Annotated in this window: 18 protein-coding genes and 1 riboswitch; of the genes, 3 read left to right on the top strand and 15 right to left on the bottom strand. The window is 52.1% G+C overall.

The features are described 5' to 3' along the window. Positions 1-2: 2 nt before the first annotated feature. Complete coding sequence (locus GNP95_RS18320) at positions 3-455, bottom strand: carboxymuconolactone decarboxylase family protein (RefSeq protein WP_155612289.1); 453 nt, start codon at positions 453-455, stop codon at positions 3-5. Positions 456-587: 132 nt separating this feature from the next. Between GNP95_RS18320 and GNP95_RS18325 the strand changes: the two genes are divergently transcribed. Next, complete coding sequence (locus GNP95_RS18325) at positions 588-950, top strand: DUF423 domain-containing protein (protein WP_155612290.1); 363 nt, start codon at positions 588-590, stop codon at positions 948-950. On the opposite strand, the gene GNP95_RS18330 is transcribed toward GNP95_RS18325, so the two are convergent. The 11 genes from GNP95_RS18330 to rlmN all read right to left on the bottom strand — a co-directional run bounded on the left by GNP95_RS18330 (position 928) and on the right by rlmN (position 15,360). Continuing rightward, entirely contained in the window at positions 928-1,647 is a 720-nt protein-coding gene (locus tag GNP95_RS18330; RefSeq protein ID WP_155612291.1) for an ECF transporter S component, read from the bottom strand. The two genes, GNP95_RS18325 and GNP95_RS18330, sit on opposite strands and share 23 nt — an antisense overlap. Beyond that, a complete protein-coding gene (locus GNP95_RS18335; RefSeq protein WP_155612292.1) occupies positions 1,635-3,434 on the bottom strand; it encodes an ABC transporter ATP-binding protein in 1,800 nt (599 codons plus the stop codon). The genes GNP95_RS18330 and GNP95_RS18335 overlap by 13 nt, the downstream gene beginning before the upstream one ends. Next, positions 3,407-4,309, bottom strand: a complete 903-nt coding sequence (locus GNP95_RS18340; protein ID WP_155612293.1) for an energy-coupling factor transporter transmembrane component T — start codon at positions 4,307-4,309, stop codon at positions 3,407-3,409. Before GNP95_RS18340 ends, GNP95_RS18335 begins: the two co-directional genes overlap by 28 nt. Then, a complete protein-coding gene (locus GNP95_RS26270) occupies positions 4,296-5,276 on the bottom strand; it encodes a DUF4430 domain-containing protein (RefSeq protein ID WP_230873900.1) in 981 nt (326 codons plus the stop codon). The genes GNP95_RS18340 and GNP95_RS26270 overlap by 14 nt, the downstream gene beginning before the upstream one ends. Before the next feature lie 74 nt (positions 5,277-5,350). Next, positions 5,351-9,580, bottom strand: coding sequence for a DUF4430 domain-containing protein (locus GNP95_RS18350; protein ID WP_196427236.1), 4,230 nt, complete (start codon positions 9,578-9,580; stop codon positions 5,351-5,353). Positions 9,581-9,774: 194 nt separating this feature from the next. Beyond that, positions 9,775-9,973, bottom strand: a riboswitch (cobalamin riboswitch). A gap of 148 nt (positions 9,974-10,121) precedes the next feature. Continuing rightward, the gene (locus GNP95_RS18355) at positions 10,122-11,417 is read right to left on the bottom strand and encodes a glycosyltransferase family 2 protein (protein WP_330163506.1); all 1,296 of its coding nucleotides are present in this window, start codon (positions 11,415-11,417) and stop codon (positions 10,122-10,124) included. Then, entirely contained in the window at positions 11,410-11,562 is a 153-nt protein-coding gene (locus GNP95_RS18360) for a hypothetical protein (RefSeq protein WP_155612296.1), read from the bottom strand. The genes GNP95_RS18355 and GNP95_RS18360 overlap by 8 nt, the downstream gene beginning before the upstream one ends. 43 nt (positions 11,563-11,605) lie before the next feature. After that, the gene (locus GNP95_RS18365) at positions 11,606-12,481 is read right to left on the bottom strand and encodes a diguanylate cyclase domain-containing protein (RefSeq protein WP_155612297.1); all 876 of its coding nucleotides are present in this window, start codon (positions 12,479-12,481) and stop codon (positions 11,606-11,608) included. 177 nt (positions 12,482-12,658) lie between these two features. Beyond that, positions 12,659-13,762 (bottom strand): glycosyl hydrolase family 8, encoded by a 1,104-nt coding sequence (locus GNP95_RS18370; RefSeq protein WP_155612298.1) that lies wholly within the window; start codon positions 13,760-13,762, stop codon positions 12,659-12,661. A 223-nt stretch (positions 13,763-13,985) separates the two neighbouring features. Beyond that, positions 13,986-14,216 (bottom strand): hypothetical protein, encoded by a 231-nt coding sequence (locus GNP95_RS18375; protein WP_330163508.1) that lies wholly within the window; start codon positions 14,214-14,216, stop codon positions 13,986-13,988. Between the two features lie 73 nt (positions 14,217-14,289). Further along, positions 14,290-15,360: a dual-specificity RNA methyltransferase RlmN gene (rlmN, locus tag GNP95_RS18380; RefSeq protein WP_155612300.1), complete on the bottom strand. Its 1,071-nt coding sequence runs from the start codon at positions 15,358-15,360 to the stop codon at positions 14,290-14,292. 199 nt (positions 15,361-15,559) lie between these two features. Here rlmN and GNP95_RS18385 point away from each other — a divergent pair, with 199 nt between their 5' ends. Continuing rightward, a complete protein-coding gene (locus tag GNP95_RS18385) occupies positions 15,560-16,465 on the top strand; it encodes a TIGR01777 family oxidoreductase (protein WP_155612301.1) in 906 nt (301 codons plus the stop codon). Positions 16,466-16,498: 33 nt separating this feature from the next. Next, complete coding sequence (locus GNP95_RS18390; protein ID WP_155612302.1) at positions 16,499-17,479, top strand: glycerophosphodiester phosphodiesterase family protein; 981 nt, start codon at positions 16,499-16,501, stop codon at positions 17,477-17,479. A 171-nt stretch (positions 17,480-17,650) separates the two neighbouring features. Here GNP95_RS18390 and GNP95_RS18395 read toward each other — a convergent pair whose 3' ends face one another. From GNP95_RS18395 to GNP95_RS18405, 3 genes are all read right to left on the bottom strand, one after another. Beyond that, the gene (locus GNP95_RS18395; RefSeq protein ID WP_155612347.1) at positions 17,651-18,439 is read right to left on the bottom strand and encodes an ABC transporter permease; all 789 of its coding nucleotides are present in this window, start codon (positions 18,437-18,439) and stop codon (positions 17,651-17,653) included. Between the two features lie 17 nt (positions 18,440-18,456). Continuing rightward, on the bottom strand, positions 18,457-19,251 hold the full coding sequence (locus GNP95_RS18400) for an ABC transporter permease (protein ID WP_155612348.1): 795 nt from the start codon (positions 19,249-19,251) through the stop codon (positions 18,457-18,459). A 79-nt stretch (positions 19,252-19,330) separates the two neighbouring features. After that, on the bottom strand, positions 19,331-20,389 hold the full coding sequence (locus GNP95_RS18405) for an ABC transporter ATP-binding protein (RefSeq protein ID WP_155612303.1): 1,059 nt from the start codon (positions 20,387-20,389) through the stop codon (positions 19,331-19,333). Positions 20,390-20,596: the final 207 nt, after the last annotated feature.

Genomic DNA, 20,596 nt, shown 5'->3' on the forward strand with positions numbered 1-20,596 from the left:
TTTTATGACTTGAAACAGCCAGGGAAAAGCCCTGATGAAATAGCCAGGCGATTCCAGCTGTTAATCGTATTTATGGCTATTAATAAATCTACGTACTCACTCTCGGTAAAATACTGCCTCACCTTCTCATAGACCGGCTGCGGCACCCCTTCAACCGAAATATTCGTCACGTATTCCGTGAGCTCCAAAGCGGCCCGCTCCTGATCCGAGAACAGATGCGGAACTTCCCGCCATACGCTGAGCAGCAAAATCCGGTCGGCATGATTCCCCATCGCCATCAAATCCTTAGCATGCATATCCAGGCAATAGGCGCATCCATTGATTTGAGACGCGCGAAGCTTGATCAGCTCATTCGTTACAGGATCTACGCTGCTCTCCCTGGTGTATTTCTCCAGTACGGACATCGCTTGATACGCTGCCGGGTTAGCCTTCTGTAAATTCAACCTTAGACTCATTCGTCCATCTCTCCCTCATAAATGTGATACAGGGTAGACAAATGAGCCTCCAATTTTGTGACACTATCCCCTCCTTGAATTGACGCCTTCGTGTGTAATAGCTACTATTTGGAGTGGGAGGTGTTTATATTCATGACGACATTATTGCTGCTCGGAGCAGTCATGATGTTCCTGGCCGTTGCCTTGGGGGCGTTTGGAGCCCATGCATTGAAGACGAAGCTGTCCGAGGATATGATGAAAATTTATCAAACCGGAATCCAGTACCACATCGCTCATGCGCTCGGCTTGCTGCTGTTAGGCCTGATTTCTGCGCAGACCGAATCGCCGTCTCTGGTTGTATTGGCTGGCTGGTTCCTGTTCGCGGGCATCATCCTATTCTCAGGCAGCTTGTACGCCCTAAGCCTGACAGGCATCCGCAAGCTCGGAGCGATTACGCCGCTCGGCGGCGTGGCCTTCCTGATCGGCTGGGTGATTACGGCGATCGCGGTGATTTAACCGGCGAGTCCTCCGGGTTCAGCAGGCCATACTTCGACTTAACCCGGGTAAGGATCCGCATCCATACCCCGGAGAAAAGCGTAAGAAAGAAAACATTCGATAACGCGTGGGCCAAATCGAAGTAGAAGCTGGCGGCATAAGCCGACACGAATACTGGCCAGGACAATTGATCATAGAAGCCGATCAGGAACCATAAATTCATGATCCAGCCGAACAGAAATCCCCAGAGGAATCCGAAGAGATTTCTGCCCCACATCCGTTTCATCCATAACGAGTCCTTAAGCAGTCCTGCCGTGAACCCGATCATTCCCCAGCAGAACATCTGCCACGGCGTCCATGGCCCTTGGCCCAAGAATATATTCGATACGACGGCGGCGATGCTGCCCACCAGAAATCCCGTCTCGGCTCCAAAGGCAAGCGCCGCCATAATAATGACAAAGGACGTCGGCTGCACACTGGGGAGCGGCGCAAACGGCACGCGGCTCACGGCCGCAATGGCCCCCAGCATCGCGACGAGCAGGATTTCCTCCGTCCGCAGCTTTTTTCTCTCGAAGCGGATAAAAAAGGGAATGATCGCCAGCCCGATAACCAAGAAGCTGAGCGGGAGATAATACTCCTCGAACCATAACACGGCAGCCAGCAGAACAATCACTGCAATGATGCTGCCGGCATAGACAAAACGTTTTATTTTTCCCATGGCATCCCTATATCCTTCATGGTAATCGCTGCGGGGAAGAAATCGCCCGCCGTACGATGAATAATTGTCGTGTAAAAGTAATTGTCCCGCAAAAAGTTCCTCGTCTCATCTATCGCAACCAGCTTGCCGTCAAACAGCAGCCCGCAGCGCGTCGCATAACTGGCCGCAAATTCGATATCATGACTGACCATCAGAATCGTTGTGCCCTTCCCGCGGATGGCATCAAGCTGTGCCGCCAGCTTCATTTTGGAGGTGGGATCAAGCCCCTTTGTCGGCTCGTCGAGCAGCAGCAATCGCGGCTCTGCCAGCAGGACGAGAATCAGCGCTGCCTTTTGCTGCTGTCCTCCGCTGAGGTCTAACGGATGCTTGTCCAACGATCCTTTCAGCTCAAACAGCTCCAGCAGCTCGTCTAACCGCTTCTGCCTGCTCATAGGAAAAGTTTGGCCCTGCTGGTGTCCCTTTCCGGAGCCTTGCTCCAGCCGTTCGATGCGATCCTTGAACTGCGCCCCTACCGTATCCCGCGTGAAGTAAAGCAGCGGATTCTGTGCCACGTAGCCGATTAATCGGCTCCTCTCGGCGGTACTGCTGCGCAGCAACGACTTTCCCTCCAAAAAAATGTTCCCACGTTGCGGTTTCCTGGCGCCCGCAATTTGGTGCAGAAGCGTAGATTTTCCTGAGCCATTCCCGCCGAATAATGTAAAGAATTCCCCTTGATGAATATGCAGCGAACAGCCTTTCAACACGAGAGGCGTATTTTTTTCATATGTAAAAAACAGCTCCCTGCATTCCAACAAGGGCGTTCCTTGCCTTCCGGCCTGCTGTTCCGCTTGCTGCTTCGCTGTCCGCTCTGCGTTTAACGGCACGGTTAATGCTGCGGCTAGTGGCCTATCAGTAGATGCTGATGCTTCTGCTGATGATTCAGCCTGGGTTGCCAGTGCCTTTGTATGCTGGCTAATCCATTGTCTACCTGCCCTAACAGTAAGCGGAATGGGTTCCTCCGTTATCCGGGCATCCTCACCGCCAGCTCCCAGAAATAATCGGCAGACCGCGGGCAGATAAGGGATAAAAAATTCATCCCGACCGCTCCAAATTTTACGGATGACTTCTTGCGGAGCACCAGCGTAAGCCACCTCCCCCGCCTTTAGCATGACAACTTGGTTAGCAAGCGGGAACAGCTCTTCAACTCTATGCTCGCTAATAATGATCGTAATAGACAGCTCTTCGTTGATCCGGGCAAGTAATTGAATGAACTCCTTGGCGGCAATCGGGTCAAGCTGTGCCGTCGGCTCATCCAGCAGCAGTACTTTGGGCCGTAAAGACATCACGGAAGCCAGGTTCAAAAGCTGTTTCTGGCCTCCGGACAGCTCATGCACCCCCAGCTGCAGCCAGCCTTGCATACCGAAGAACTGAACGAGCTCGCCGATTCTCCGCTGAATCTGCTCGGCAGCGTAACCCAGGTTCTCCATCGCGAAGGTAAGCTCCTGCCATACCGTATTCATGACGATCTGACTGTCCGGATCCTGAAAGACCATTCCGATTTCTTCGATGGAATGCCTTGTATCCAAACCGTCCTGCAAGATTCCCCGGTACCGTATTTCTCCTTGCCGATGTCCTTCCGGCCTAATCTCCCGCTTCAGCTGGCGAAGCAGCGTCGTCTTTCCCGATCCCGATGGTCCGCATAATAATACAAAGTCTCCCTCTTCAACGGTGATATTTATATCCGTCAGCATCGCTTCTGATGCTTCCGGGTATTGGAAGCTTACATGTTCGATCTGATATAGCGCCAATGCAGCCACTCCTTCCCATTCATCACAAGGGGGATGGCCAGGAATACAGCATAACTAAGCAAATGAATTCCCAGCTGGGACGACCACTGCCATGTCTGCAGCCGGGGATATACTTCATAATGATTTACGCCAAACAAAGCGCCGATCACGATATTCAGCCCCGTTATGATCATAATCCACAGCACGAGCTTGTCCCGGCGATCCATCCGGTAGACTGTGCCGCTGCTTCTTGGCCCGATCCCATAACCTCTTGCCCTCATGGATCCGGCCGTCTGCAGCGCTTCCTCCAAGGACCAGCCGACGAGCGTATGCATCGTCTCCATCCCCTCCCGCATCAGGTGCTTCTTGCTTCCTCCGGGGTGTAAATAACCCATTGCCCTCTGAATCGTCATGATTTGCTGCAATCTGCGGGTCAGCAGGGGGACGAAGCGAAGCGTTACAGTAATTACAAAGGCCGTTCGCGGTGCGTAAGGCGTAAGCAGATACAACAGCTTGTCCGGCGTCACGACCAAATTAAAAGCAACGAAGGCGAGCAGCATGTTAAGCAATGATAAGGCAAATATCGCGCCATACACGATGGCTTCCATCGTAACTGGACGGTCCCAGGCATAGAACAGGATCGTGGCTCCCCGGCTGGAGAAAAACGGATTCGAAATAAATATGACAAAGGCGATGAGCAAGTAGCCTTTAATTACTTTTTTCAAGGCCCTCCCCCCATCGAGAGAGATGAGGAGCGCTGCAACGCATATGAAAGACACCAGCGAATATACAGGGTGCTGGAACATCATGCAGGCTCCCAGCAATACGAGGAAATACAGCATGCTTAACTGCGGATGCAGTCCTGTAAACCCATAGACCATATCAGCTCTTCCCATCCCATAACCCGTCTTCTGCGCCTGCGCCCAGATCTTTGCCTAAGTCTTCCGTGTACAGCCACCGTATGTCATCGCCGGGGCTCAGCGGCCATATTCCCGCGCTCCGGTTCGGGAATTTGCCGTTGACGCTGTACATCCATCCGCTGCCGGAGCCTTTATCAAATTCATATAAATTGTCAATGCCCTGCACGTAAGCTGTCGCTCCGCTTCCGGTATACTCCATTTGCAGCTTCTGGCTGCGGGTAGCCTTCTTCAGTACGTCCAGTACGGTCTTGGATTCGCCGATGTCTACCTCGACCGTCCCCATAATTGTTCCGATATCCGGCGATCCAACGATTGTTAGCGTAACTGAATCACCGGAGCTGGCTCCTGTCTCCTTGGCATTGTCTTTGCCGGGCTTCGCCCCGGCACTTGGCGGCGTAGAAGATGCTGCTGTTTCCGAACCGCTCGGAATGGTTTGAGGCCCAGCACCCTCTGCTGCGTCAGCCATTTTGCCCTCATCGGCCCGCTTCCCTTCACCGATTTGACTGCCTGCAACCCCCTGCTTCCCGGCATGGGGCAGCGCTGCCTCACCGGGATCAGCAATGGATGGCTCTTCCGCCTTTGCTGTTGACCCGCCGGCTGTGCCTTGTGCAACGCCCTTGTCACTGGATTCAGCGGGTGATGGCTCTCCTATGCCCTCAGGCTGTAAAGCTGAAGACGGCTTTTCCTTGTCCGGTACCGCCTCTTGTCCCGGTCTGGCCTCTCCGTTCTCCGTAAAGTAATTCCTGGAGTCTGCTTCGGCAGACTGAGCCCCATTACGAGACGCCTCGACAGATGCATTACCAGATGCGTCACCGGCTGAACCAGTCCGTTCCGGGTTGCCACTTCCGTAGAACCATACCGCAGCTAATACGATAGCGATAACGGCCAACAGCCCGAAAAGTTTGTTTCTATTCTGCCATACTGTCCTGCTCCATTTCGGCATATGCCCACCCCAAGCTATGATAATCGTATAAATAGGGAAAGAAGGAGGCTTAAGTCTCCTTCTCCCGGTTAATGCTATGGATTGATCATGGCGTGCATTTTCACGATCACGACAGCAGCCATTTCTCTAGTGACTTGCTCCTGCGGCCGGAAATAGTCGCCGTCTCCCGACATGAGCCCGGATTGAACAGCCGAATCCACATAAACAGCAGCCCAATCGGATACTTGCTCACGGTCTTTGAGAGTACGGTTCGGGGCTGTACCCTCCCCTGCATTCGGCAGCATTTGCCCTTGCATGCGTACAAGAATCGTCGCCATTTCCTGTCTGGTTATTTGTTGATTCGGCCCGAAATGATGATCGCTCAAGCCGGAAATCAAACCTTTCTCCTTAGCCGCAGCTACATATCCGGCGTACCAGGAGCCTTGGCTGACATCCTTGAAGCCCGCCGTATTTCCAGATGGCTGCTCGCCTGCCAGCTTGACGACCAGCACCGCGAATTCCGCACGGGTCAAACCTCGTTTTGGTTCGAACTGCGGCGCCGCCGTGCCCGTTCCTGCCATCAAGCCCAGCTCGGTCGCTTTTTCAACCGCTTCCTTCGCCCATGCAGATATGGATGCTTGATCCCCATATACAACTGGAGCCGGTTTGGAGACGGCAGGTTGTATATCGGACATATCAAATAACGTGCTTTGCTTCTTCTGCATCCGCTCATACGCACCAAGCGCCATTAGCCCCTGGTGGGTTGCCATATAATCACTGGCTCCCCCTGCCGTATGGGCGAAGCCGCCATCCTTGTTCATATATGCTTGCAGCGCTGTGAGCAGATCGCCGCCGCTCTTCACGAACCGCTGATCGTCCAGTGGAATATTAAGGCTGGACAGGGCAATAATCACTTGCGAAATGCTCTCGCTCGTCTCGACGCCCCATGCTTTAAAGCCTCCGCTGGCGAGCTGCTGCTGTGACAGCCAGGCCAGCGCCTTATCCTCAGCCGCTTTGACCTCTTTGCGGTTCTGGTACTTCGCCAGAGCTTGCAGCGCCATGGCCGTCATATCGATATCGCTTTGGCCGTTGGACGACTTGCTGATCGGGAATCCGCCATCGGTGTTCTGCTGCTGCAGAAGCGAAGCGACCAGCTTGTCCCGTGTCCACAGTGCATCGTTCGGAATATTCGCCTTGGCAGCATCCAGGGACAGCAAAGCGAATACGAGTCCGTTTGTACCCTGATTCATCATGCGCGCATTGTTGTAGATTTTCTCCAGTAAATCTGTCCCCGCTACGCTGCGCGGGTCCTTTCCGATTGCGGCAACAGCCAGCACCATGCGCTCGTAGTCCGTTACTAAGCGGAATTCACCGTTGTTCTCGCGGACATGGCTCTCGAGCACCGAGTAATATTCCGCAGGCACTTGCTTGCCGGAGCGAGCTAAAGCTAAAGCGTCCCAATCGTTAAAATTATCATGCTTGGCGAAGCTGCGATTGTTCAAAATCCAAGCCGAAGCCTTAGCAATTGCTGACTTAACACGCTCCAGAGAAGCCGTTTGCTGCTCCGGTGTTGCCGCTGCGGCCTGTCCTAAGGCTCCTTCGGCAGCGCCAATGCCAGCAGGCCCGCCAGCTCCAGGCGCTCCGGCGCCCGGTGCTCCTTGTCCTGCGTCTTCATCTTCAAGATCTTTACCTAGATTTGTAGTATAACGCCAGCGGAGAACATCGCCGTTCTGCAGCGTATACAGTCCTGCGCTGTAATTTGGAAATACCCCGTTCACCTGATACATCCAGCCGCTCACAGGCCCTTTATCGAATTCACCTAAACCGTTTATTGCTTGAACATAAAGGGTAGCATCTGAACCGATGTAATTCATAGAAATACCGCGCCCTTGCAGCGCTCTCTTTAGGACAGTAAATGCGGTATCTCCATCCTGGAGCGTAACCGTGACAGGCGCAATAATGTCACCTTCGCCAATTGTATGTTTCTCCACAGACAATTTAATTGTACGCACTGCCGGCGGAGTTACTACGCCGCCTCCTGTGCCCGGATTACCGCCATTGCCAGGCGTGCCTTCCCCATTGCCGGGAGCTCCGCCATTGCCAGGAGGGGTACCGCCGTTGCCCGGGCTGCCTCCTTGTCCAGGAGTATCCTTAGTCTTCAGGTCATAGGCGATAAATTCCGTAAAATGCGTTGTCTTGATGACTAAATCCCCGCGGTCATCTGCGTAGGCATATACCGCATCCGCTCTTGCCGAGGAGTCGTTGTATTTCGGAATCGGATGGAAGCTTCCATCGCTGCCGATCCAGCCGGCATGCCTGCTGCCCTGCCCAATCAGCTTCAACGTCACATGACGGCTGAAGTCAATCCGGTCACTGCCGCCGATCTTGACGCGAATCGCAATTTGAGTAAGTTCCTCGTTCGTTAAAGACAATGTGGCGTTTACCTTATTAATCAACGAATTATCCGAGGAGCTCAGCTTGCTAGGCAGTTGAATCTGGCTGTTCCAGCCAGATGAAATGACCTCAGTATTTGGAGCAATATCGAAATACGTACTGTCCGTAACTGAAGTGACCTGCGGCAATTGCGCTTTGGCAAACTCCAGAATGACCCTGTCTTCTGTCAACGGATCTCCATATGATCCGTTCTCAAAATGAGTCTCACCATCCGGAATTGGAATGATCTGTTCGTGAACCGGCCCGGAGGAAGCTGGAACAACTACGTTCACCGCCTCGCTGTCGCTCTGCCCGGCCAAGGCTCCTGCCAATGCCTGCACGGATATTGTGCCTTCGGCAGCTTGGCCTGTAAGGGCAATGTTAGCCAGCTGGTTACTGAGCAGGGTTACGCCCGCAACCTGCAGCCCTGTCGTACCTGTGTCAATAAGCCAGTGATTTGCCTGCTCTGCAGCCGGCGTAAACGTATCTCCTACCAGCTTAATTTCAATCGCCGGGTTCAAGGCTCCATGACTGATTTCAGATGCTGCTGGCGCTATGCTCGCCCAGCGGCTGTAATAGAAATGTACCTGATCGCCGGGCTGAATGACATAATCGCCCGCTCCTACAAAAGGAGCAACACCATTGACGTTGTACATCCAGCCGTCCCAGCCGCCCAAAGTTCCTGCAGCCTGTCCGCCAATCGCCGTTACGTAAGCATTGCTGCCGCTGCCCGTAATGCTGTAACTGATCGGCGGCACAGCGGTATCAAGACCCTGCTTCATCACATCAAGCGCTGTAACTTCTCCGCCGTTCGGAGCTACCGTGACAGTCTGAGGCGCATACAGCTCCCCGTCCATTCCGGTCACTTGCAGCTGTGCCGTTACACCAGGCTGAACCGGCGTCGTTTCAGCGATACGAAACCAGGTCGACTGCCCATACTGGATGTCAAGCAGTGCAATAAGCGCCTGCTCCGTAGACATGCTGTTCATTCTCGCGTCGGCAGCTTTCCATTTGAAGGAGCCGTCAGCCAGCTGGAACAGCGCATAAGCATCCAATACCGAGTGACCGTTCTTGATCCACTCGGATGATAACGCATCGTCGCCTACAGCCACCAGTCCAGACACTGTAGTCGACAGGCTATTCGAGTTGTCTCCGGATCCCCATGTCCCGGGTGAGTTAAACCCGCCATGATCGAGCTGCCGCTGCTTCAACAGCTCCTTTGCGCGCTGAATAGCGCTGTCCACCGCGCTCTGGCCCTGGTATTTGCCAAGCGCCAACAGCGCCATACCGGTCATGTCCGTATCGCCGGACGACCCAGTCGGCGTTAAACCGAATCCGCCATCTGCGTACTGGCAAGATAGCAAATAGTCTAGAGCTTTCTTCGCCGCCGCCGCATCCCATGTGCCTACGTCCGCGCCGAGTTTGACCCCGGCATCCATAGCAAGCATGGCCCAAATATGCTTGTTAACGCCGCCGATCGCCCCTGTAGCAGGATTCTGTTGTGCTGCAAGCTCAGCCCATAAATTTCGATCGGTCTCCCAAGCATGCGCTGGGTCTTTCCCCATAGCCAGCAGCCCGAATATGTATCTGATATGCTCGGTTCCTCCGTTATTGGCCGCTAAATTAGGCGCCGTCGTCTCCCAGGAAGGCAATCTCCAGCTTCCATCCTGCAAATCTTCTCCTGCGCCCCATAAAGCTACCAGCTCCCACCATGACTCGATTCGTTTCGTCGAGCCGGCATCACTGTACTGCTTGGCATAGTAGTCCACAGTGCTCGTAATCATACTGTTCAGCTGCGTGTTGCTGGTTCCTCCTGCCGCCTTGGCGAGCTGAGGATTCACTAGAGACAGCAGCAGCATGAAGCTCATCCATAAGGGTAAGCTTCTCTTCATCCAATTCTTCCAACTGTTCAACGTCCGCTCTCCTTTACCATTGTTTTTTTTGTGGACAACAAAAAAACACCTTTCCCCTAGAGAAAGATGTTTCCGAAGATTTGTCCGTGTAACACTATACACACTCGGCCGCTCCAATGACTAAACATACGGCAGCAGCACGATAAACATCTCCATCTCATCCTCGTGAGAAATTACAGAGCTCTTACACGGCAGGTCTCCTGGCTTCGCATCATCGCTTCAACTATCCCCTTCCCGTTGATGATCCAACAGTGGTTTTATGATAGTCAGCTCCGCGTTACAGTGGCGGGACCGCGTCGAATTTTCATCGAACTTCCCTATTAAGCTGCGTCATAATACATTATGGGCAGCACCGTATAAGTAGAATATAAAATTGATTGATTCCGGGTTATTGTATCAGATTTCACGGGTTTAGACAAAGGTTTTTCTGCATTACTATCGCGCAAACGGCAATTGGGCCAATCCACCGCTAGAATTGTTCTGGCCCCTTTCTTCAAATATCCCGTTAGCCTTCCCCGGCCTAATCAAACCGCTGCGTCTTATACCATTTACTTTCCCGATGCATGATTTTGTCCATGATCATGTTATAAGAGGCACGCAGTGAAATGACAAGGAATAGCTGTGCGTAAGTAAAATACGTAATACAGGACAAAACGAAGTTCCGGACGTTGCTCTGCCCGATATCGGAAGCCAGGGCAAGGTTGATTTGCAGCACGTACAAATAATACATCAGCCCCCAGGCGATGATCAGATAAATGTACACATCGCCTTCAAATTGAAAGGGAGACAGCAACTCCGGTTTAAATAAAGCGATAAGCCAATAAGCGATGTTGACGACAATGATCAGGTCGGAAATCACGATCGTGACCAGAAACCAGAAATAGCTGGCCATATAATAGAGGATATGCAGCTTGATGCGCCAGCTCGAAGGCTTGAACAAGTGGTGAAAATTGTCCAGTACGACCTGGTAATTCCCTTTGGCCCATCGTTCGCGCTGCTTCATATATACGGATAGCTGCTCCGGCTCCTGCTGGTAAGCCTCGGCCTGCGGGGCCAGCGCAATAAGCTGGCCCCTGGAGAGAATTTCAAACGAAATGGCCGTATCCTCGGTCAGCGCCTGCTCGTCCCAACCGCCGATTTCTTTAATCAGCGGCGTTTTGATAATAAAGTTCGTGCCCGGTATCGTCCCCAGCTTGAACAGCTCCCACATTCCGGTATGGAGCACCCGCTGCATCGTCACCAGCTCCAAATTAATGCACCTGGATAAGAAGTTCTGCCCCCGGTTCCGGGCCTTGTTGCGTCCAAACACCGCCCCGTACAATTCCGGCTCCTCCATCGCCTTCTGCACGAGAAAGAGCAGCGAATTTTTCTCCGGGGCAGCGTCCGCGTCAAAAATGCAGATCCACTCCCCGGCGGCATGCTCCAATGCATCGTTCAAGGCGCCTGATTTACCGCCCGTTCCTTTACGCTCCATGATGAAGAAGTCCCGATGCCGGTACATGGGCTGAGCCTTAAGCGCCTTTAGCCGCCCTGCTGTATTATCTGTGCAGTTATCCGCCACGACGATAAACTGGATTTTGTGCTCGGGATAGTTCAGATGGAGAACATGCCTTGCCGTAGCCGTGATGACAAGCTCTTCGTTGTGGGCCGGAACGATCACGGTCACCGTGGGGAAGCCTTCCATATCGGCAGGCATTGTCAACGGCGTTATACTCTGCCGCCATACAAAGCGAATGGCCCCGGTCATAATGATGATCGATTGAAATACGGCAATCCAGATGCTAACCATGCAGAGTATCAACAATACATCAGCCACTGAATTTCCCCCGATCATATTTTTTATTGACTCTGTCCCGAAATACAAGGGTTGCAACCGTTAGAATGACAACGGTCACCGCGAATATGAAGCTGACTCCAATACATAATGGAATGAACCAGTCAACGTACGACGCCATAAGCAAACTCGGCACCTCCCTCCCGAATCCGGGGCAACCCCTCTAGCAATCAAATGTACTCCCCTATCAAATCCGTTTCGGAATATCTCTCCAGCGCAGCGATAATTGCGTCGATATCCTTATACTTGCTGAACTGCTCCTTCTGGAATACGATCGTGCCCGCGCGAATGACGAGCTTAAGGGGGTGCCCATTTCTATCCAGGAAATGAATATCCATCAGGGCCAGCTTGATCCGATCCGCCAACGCCTGCAGGAAGTCATGGTTGGTCATCGGACACAGAATGATAAACCTGCCCTGTTCCAGGGAAAATTTATAATCCTCATAACGGATCTGGGTCTGAATAATGCTTGATAGCTCCTGCAGAAGCAGGGCATAACGCTGCGAACCTAGCGATTCCTGCACCAGCGGTAGAAAATCGATTTTGAACATCGCCATGCAGAAGCTGTAGTGTTCTGAATACCTGTTGGCCAAATTAGACTGTTTGACGACAATTTCGGCCAGCGCCTCTTTGTTACCAAGCGCCGTATCAAGATCAACCTGCGGTGTACGCTGCTCCAGTTCCGCCAGACGCTGGATGACGATCTTGCTGCGAATTAGCGCCGATTTGATTACAGCGGCGATACCAACATTAGCCGGTACAAGCAAAATCCACAAAAAAGCCAAAACATCAAGACGCGCAAAAGTCGACAACCATACAAAATACCCGACCAGGAACACGAATACTCCGACGACGGACACCCCTAATGGAAGTATCAGCCCGATCAGCAGCGCCGCCAAGGCCGCGATGCTAAACGCAAATTCCGCCCCGGTATAGCTCTGCTCAAGATAAACGTTGAGAAAGACGAAGAACTGCTGTACGATTGCCAGCAAAATAAGCAGGATATAGCCCGATGCCATGCGATACGCCGGTATGTTGCGCCTCATAATCAACCTTCCTTCTATGTCGTCATCAGCCCAAGGAGAGTTCTGGCTTACAATCCATGGTGTAAAAAAATAGGCATCCCCATATAAAGCCTCATACGGGAAGTGCCGGATATTTCGATCTTTTAATACTATATTCTACAGATTCAAACTATACACTTTCTGAACAATTACCCTAAATTAAGGATTTTGCATAGCTGTCTCGGCAAGCAAGGGAAGAATATTATCAAAAAAATGGGTGTTCTTGTTAAATACATACCCGCCAGAGTAGGATGTGTCCTTATTCTTAAGGGATACCATTTGTTTGTTCAACTGCTTAGCCCATTCCTTATCTCCGCATTCCAAGGCTAACAGTATGGCAAGGCCGTAAACCGATGGCGATTCGTAAGAGACCTCCGCCATGCGGGTTGCCCGGTTATAGCGTCCTTTAATGCTCTTCTGCTGGCGGAGCTCCTTCTTCAGAAAGGAGATAAGGGGGGCCGGTTTCTTGCCCAGCTCTGCACGGTGAATGCCTATCATTAATTGATCGATGAGATTAACCTCGTCACCGTATGCATATTTCTGCTTCTGAACATCGAAGGTGACCGGAAAGAACACGCCGTCATCCGGCATTTCGGAGAGTAAGCGAACGTATTGCTCGTAAGTGCCCGAATCGATAAGCTGATGATCCTTCATCAGCCTAAGCACCGCAATATCCACATAAACCAGGCTCAGCGTTGCCGGGGATTCATCCCTCGCAAAGTCGTGGAAATCGACGAAATAGCCGTTGTTCTGCACATGCATCTGCAACGTGTCCGATATTTCCCTTGCCGCGGCTAAATATTCGTCTCTTTTCCAAAGCTGTGATGCCTCTATCAGACTGCCGATAATGCGAAAATCGTCACCAAGCGCATTCGTATTTACCTTCACCCGGCCATCCGACTCTATCTTCCAGACAATATACTTCTCCGACGTCAAAAATCGGCTGTTCAGCACCTCATAGCTGCGTTCAAACAACGCTTGGTCCCGTTTCTTTACGGCATACTGCATCCAAAATCCCAATGACTCGGAAAGCGCCTCGCGCCCAGCCACGATATCCGGATCAGTTGAGGCTCCCGGCTGCAAATAAGTGGCTAAAGTTCCATTTGCATTTGTCATATGCTTCGTAATAAATTCCTCTGTGGACGAGCCTGCCCTCTTCACGGCCTCTCCCTTGGAATACACGCCGGCAGCGGCGGATAATCCTAAAATTACTATCATGAATACCATCAGCAGCTTTGTCCAGCTATAGTGCCGTACGGTCATTACTCTCATCTCCTATTTGGGTGTAAACCCTCTTGTTTCATTATCATTATTACTAAGGCCCCAAATTTTGGGTTTTAATTTTCATTTTATCCTATATTTTCTTAACGCGCTGTAAGTATTTTATTTATAACCCCGGAAGGGTTCCATATATGTAAAAGAAGGTAGTTAGGCAGGAGTCAGCAAAAAAAACTCCCCTTAAAAAGGAGAGTCTTGATCATCATATTTAAATCAACACGATTGCGAGCAGCGTGAACAGACTTAACGTCAGAATCTCATTGCCGATAAATCCAGGGTAAAATGCCGAGGTTTTGACAACGCCCCTAGCATCGGGACGCAAATAAACATTTCGGTAGTCTACATTCGTAATCGTCCCCGTATACTGCTGTCCATCTGTGGTTAGAATGCGAACCCTCTTATCTTTGCAGTGCAAACAAGTATAATAGGCTTCAACCACTACCCTCATCCTCCTTTTTAGGTCACATATTAGTCTATGAGGAGAATGAGGGACGGTAACGGCATAGGTCTACTTAAGATATTCTTCTGTCCTTCTTAATTTGCTTGCTTCGCAGCTGACCGCAGGCGGCATCGATATCCGTGCCGTGCTCCAGGCGGACGCTGCAGTTGATTCCCTGCTTCTTCATCACATCGTAAAAGGCCAGGATCGACTCCTTGCGGCTTCTCTGGTATTGGCCGTGTTCATCGACCGGGTTATATGGAATGAGGTTGACTGTAACCCCATTTCGCCGGTCGCCGATCAGGTCGGCAAGCTCCTGCGCATGCTCTGTTCCATCGTTAACGTCTCTTAGCAAAATGTACTCCAAAGTCACCTTCCGGTTCGATTTTGCCAAATAGTAATCTATAGCCTCCATCAGCCTTTCAATCGGGATGGCCTTGTTGATCTTCATGATGCGCGTCCGCAGCTCATTGTTGGGGGCATGCAGTGAAATCGCCAGGTTGACCTTCAGATCGGAGTCGGCAAACTCAATGATTTTGTCCGCGAGGCCGCTTGTGGATACAGTAATGCGGCGCGGCCCGATGGCCAGACCCTTATGGTCCTTCACCGTGCGAATAAAGTCGGATACGTTCGTAAAGTTATCAAACGGCTCGCCGATGCCCATAACGACGATATGGCTTACCCGCTCCTCCTGTCCAGCTTCATCCAAATGGAACTGAACTTTCATGATTTGTTCCACGATTTCGGCGCTCGTTAAATCACGGCTCTTCTTCAGCAATCCGCTCGCACAGAAGCTGCAGCCGATATTGCAGCCGACCTGAGTGGTGACGCAGACAGAGAGACCGAATTTATGCCGCATTAACACCGTCTCAATCAGATTCCCGTCTGCCAGTTTAAAGAGAAACTTAACCGTTCCGTCCGCAGACTGCTGCTTCACCTGCTCTGTCAGCGTCTCCATCACGAAATTCTCTTCCAGCAGCGCAGCAACCTCAGGCTTGACGTCATTCATATCCGCGAAGCTGTGTACCCGTTTGCGGTACAGCCAATCCCATACCTGGAGCGCGCGTGATTTCTTGTGTCCCCGCTCCTCCAGCCAGGCGATCAGCTGATCTAACGTAAATCCATAAATGGATGATATATTCATCATATTTTCCTCTTTTCAGAACTTCAAATTCTGTTTATTATTGTCCCAAATCTTTTTTATGAAAACAAGGCTCTATTCATGAGAAATATATCCGAAAGTGTAACTTTGTGACCATGTTAACGTCTACATAATTAAATGGACGGCGAATTAGTCAATTTCTAGGGAACCCTTCAGGGTAGAAACGGAGTTGTTTACGCTTATGACCGGAAAAATTGTCTTGGCTGGAGGAACCGGCTTCATCGGAACTTATCTCAGTAAGAAGTATCAGCAGCAGGGGTATGAAATCATACATATTTCTAGACAGCCAGGCCACATATCATGGCGGGATCACAAGGGAATTGTAAATGCGTTGGAGCAAGCGGACATGCTGATCAATCTGGCGGGCAAATCCGTCGACTGCCGTTATACCGACAAGAACAAAAAGGCCATCATGGATTCACGTACGGAGACGACCCAGCTTCTCGGCGCAGCCGTGCTTGCCTGCAAGCAGCCGCCTGCCCTCTGGATCAATTCCAGTACGGCCACGATTTACAGACACGCGGAGGATCGGCCCATGACGGAAGCTGACGGCGAGATCGGGACTGGCTTCTCCGTCGAGGTGGCCCAAGCATGGGAGCAGGCCTTTTTTGCCTTTAAATTGCCGGCAACAAGACAAGCAGCGCTGCGGATCTCCATCGTCCTTGGAGAGGGCGGGGGCGTCATGACACCGTACAAAAACCTCGTCCGGTTCGGACTTGGCGGTATCCAAGGTCCGGGAACCCAGCGCTTCAGCTGGATTCATATCGAGGACATTTACAGCATTATTTCGTTCCTGCAGGCCAGGGAGGATTTAAGCGGCGTATTCAATTGCGCTTCTCCGAATCCTGTCACCAACCGGGAGCTCATGAGCGAAATGCGGCGGGCAATGAACCGTAGTTTCGGCCTCCCTTCGCCGAAATGGCTGCTGGAGCTTGGCGCCGTCATAATTCAGACGGAAACCGAATTAATTCTGAAGAGCCGCTGGGTGATTCCAGAGCGATTAGAGCAGGAAGGCTATGAGTTCAAATTTCCCCGTCTGGATCAGACGCTGCGCAGCATACTGCACTCCACGACGGATCGAGCTTAAGCTGTCCATGTTATAGAAGGAGGGAATGAGAAGATGAAACTTAAAAAAGGCTGGAAACGCACTTTTGTAGTTCTGCTTATTTTGTCGGCGTTCATCTATTTGAACAATACGTCCCTGCTGACTAAGGAGCGCAGCGGGTCACCTTTCCTGCTGGCGCACCGCGGTCTTGGTCAAACGTTCAGCATGGAGGGCATGGAGGGAGATACTTGCACGGCCACCCGAATTTTCGAGCCGGAGCACCCTTACCTGGAGAACACCATCCCTTCCATGCAGGCTGCCTTCGACGCCGGAGCGGACATGGTGGAACTGGATATTAAGCCGACCAAGGATGGCCAATTCGCCGTGTTCCATGACTGGACACTGGAATGCCGGACGAACGTGCAGGGCATGGTCGGTGATTATACGATGGATGAGCTGAAGGATATCGATATCGGCTACGGCTACACGGCGGATAACGGGGCGACATACCCTTTCCGCGGGAAAGGCATTGGGTTGATGCCGTCGCTGGATGAAGTGCTGGAGCATTTTCCGGAAGGAACTTTCCTGCTTCATATTAAAAGCAATGACCCGGAGGAGGGCCGCCAGCTTGCGCAGTATCTCGCGGATCTGCCGGAGGAGCGCTTGCGTGAGATGACGGTTTATGGAGGCGATGAACCTATAGCTGCCCTGCAGGAGGAATTGCCCGGGCTGAGAGTGATGTCAAAGGCTACGCTCAAAAGCTGTCTGCTTGCGTACGAAGGGGTCGGCTGGAGCGGTTACATGCCCTCGGCCTGCAGGAACACACAGCTCCATATCCCCTTGAAGTTCGCTTCGTGGCTGTGGGGTTGGCCGAATAAATTTCTTAACCGGATGGATGATGCGGGCACACGGGTAATCGTTGTCGCAGGCAGCGGAGAGTGGTCCGAGGGCTTTGACACTATAGAGGACTTAACGCTGCTTCCCAAAGGCTATACCGGCGGCATATGGACGAACCGGATTGACCGGATCGCACCGCCTTTACTGTACAATAAATGAAGCTGGATAAGATGACATAGCAAACACCCCGCTAATTGCTTTAGCGGGGTGTTTATGCATAGTGGATATACTCCGGCGGCTGGGAACGGCGTACAGGCTGACGGCTTCTTTCCGTAGCGCGCCAGTTCCTGGCGCCTCGAGGGCGGGCCAGACCACATGCCGCCCCCCACCTTAGGAGCCTGCCCCTTTATAGCGTTTGACCCCCATATTCCATGCCAGCAGGCCAATCGCTAGAAATACTGCCCCCATCACTGGGGTGAGCAGTGCCATGCCCGTCATCTCTTCGCGCTGAAGGAATAACGCTGCTGGATAAATACCGACAAAGGCGAACGGGATAACCCATGTCAGCAAAATTTGGATTGTCCGGTTATAGATCGTCACGGGATAGCGTCCATAGTTCTGGATGTTGAACATGAGTGGAAGAATCCCGGTCGGCGCGTCTGAATAGAACGACAAAGAGGTGAGCGCGGTATAAATCCCTGTATAAATCGCGACCGCGCTGAGTGTCAGAATAATCAGCGCCGGAATAGTCCACCATTCCAACGGCAGCCCGAGCTGCCCGCCGCTGATCGCCATAATAATGATGCCGACGAGACCGCCGATCAGAGCTGGCGGATCGATATTTTCCAGGAAAATTTGAAATAAATGATGCGCCGGACGCGTCAGTACGCGGTCCATCTCCCCCTTGACGATATAACGTTCGCTGAAGTTCCACATATTGACGAAACAGCTGAACACAGCATATGGCACCATAAAGAAGCCGTAAACAAAAATGACCTCATTCTGGCTCCAGCCGCCCAGGCTGTCGGTATGCATAAAGACCACCAGGATAAAAATAAAGTTCGTCGCCTGGAAGAGCAAATCCGAGATCACCTCGACCCAAAAATCGGCGCGATATGTGAGTCGGGTTTTCATGTAATTTTTGAAATATTCCATAATCAATCCCAAGTAATACAACATTCTCGTCATGCCTCTCGTCAACCTCCTTGCACGAACAGGCGCTGCCGCGCCGCCCGGTATAACAGAATCATCGGGATGATTAATGCCGCGAACCAGAACACCTGAATGCCCAGCACATTCCAGATGCCTACGCCCTGCACTCTGCCCGTAAAGACAGAGCCCGGCAAATAGGTAATTGCCTGAAAAGGCAGCACCTCAAGCACTTTGGACAGCCAGCCAGGGAACAGGCTGATCGGCACGATAAGCCCTGAGAAGAGATCGACGAGGACCCGCTTCATCCGCATAACGCCTTCATTATTCTCGATAAAGAAGGCCGAGAGGCCTGTTATGACATTAATCTGCGAATTGATTAGAAAGCTGAAGATCAGCATGACAAGAAAGCCAGCCCATGCCGACGGGGCGGTTGGCAGCTGCACCGGGAACAGGAGCATGGCGATAGCCATGCCGGGAATCATGAACAGCAGAAAGCGGAACATGCCTTCCCCGAGGCCCTGCATCATTTTGGCAAATACATAGTTGTAGGGACGTATGAATTGGATGGCAATGCTGCCGTCGCGGATATCGGACGAGATTTCCCGGTCCAGATTATTGAAATAAAATGCCCTGGCCATCCAGGATACCGCAACATACGTCGTCATCTGCACGGCGGTAAAGCCGCCCAAGGAATCACCGTCGCCGTAGATGGCTTTCCAGGTGAAATAGTTGACCCCGATATTGAGAGTATAGATTAGAATACCGGTGTAGTAATTAATTCGGTATGCAAGCATGGTCAGGAATCGGATGCGGATAAAATCCAAATACGCGTCAAGCAGCAGACGCCTTCCGCTATGACGCGGCTTCCGTCCCTCCGGGCGGGCCGGTCTGGATGAAGTCAGCTCGGACGAAGGACGTTTAGACATGGCTGACCTCTTTGGTACCATCCGCCAGGGAATCAAACGCTTCATCGGCCTTCTCCGCCGAACCGGATTGATATATGCTGCGCACGATTTCATCGGTATTCGTCTCAATAATTTTGATATCCGTAATATCTGCCTGACCCACTACCCTTCCGAGCACATCGGATACATTAAGCTCCAGCGGAATCCAGACCTTGGCATTAAGATCGTTCTCGGCCGACCATTCCACGGCCAGCCCAGCGGTCCACTGCCGCAGCGTCTCCAGCTTCGTCGCTCTTCCGAATTGGAACAGCACCTCGCGCCCCGTTCCCCAGCGCTGCTTCAGCTCCTCCAGGCCGCCGTCATAAATGATCCGCCCGTCATCCAGCATAATCACGCGGGAGCAAAGCGCCTCGATATCCTGCAAATCATGCGTCGTCAGCAGGATCGTCGTGCCGTGCTCGCGGTTCATATCCTTCAGGAAGTCGCGAATTTCCGATTTCACGACAATATCGAGCCCGATCGTCGGCTCGTCGAGGAACAGGATCGACGGATTATGCAGCAGGGCGGCGACCAGCTCGCAGCGCATGCGCTGCCCCAGGCTAAGCTTGCGCACCGGACGGTTCAGCAGATCCTGGAGCTTCAGGCGCTCCACGAGCTCGTCCAGCCGCTTCTTGAAATCCTGCTCGGATACGCGGTACACCTTCCGCAGCAGCTGGAACGATTCGATGACGCCAATGTCCCACCACAGCTGGCTGCGCTGCCCGAAAACGACGCCGATATTTTGCACGAACCGCTCCCTTTCTTCGTAGGGAACATAGCCGCCAACAGTAAGGCTGCCGGAGGTCGGTACCAGTATGCCTGTGAGCATCTTGATGGTTGTCGATTTGCCCGCGCCGTTCTCTCCGATATAGCCGCATATTTCGCCTTGAGGAATGGCGAACGTGATGTCTTTCACGGCAACGACCTCCTGGTACTGCCGCTTGAACAAGTCCGCAAAGGCCCCTTTGAGGCCTTCGCGATTTTTTTGTATTTTAAATGCTTTGCGCAGATCCTGCACTTCTATCGCGTTCATATTTACCTACCTCGCTAATTAAGTCTTGGTGTCCCGTCCCAAGCTCTTATTATAAATTACAACCTTCGAAACCTCTACACCAAATGATTAGCTGTGTGTAAAGCGAGCGTGTTATCGGCATTTGCTGGATAATCGGTGACGGCTGTTGGCCGGATTCCAGCGTGAAGTGAGAGCACCTCGGATAGTGTCGGTTACGACTACAGTAAT

Origin of the sequence: Paenibacillus woosongensis (assembly GCF_009725165.1) — a bacterium.
In the GTDB taxonomy this organism is placed as follows: Bacteria; Bacillota; Bacilli; order Paenibacillales; family Paenibacillaceae; genus Fontibacillus; species Fontibacillus woosongensis.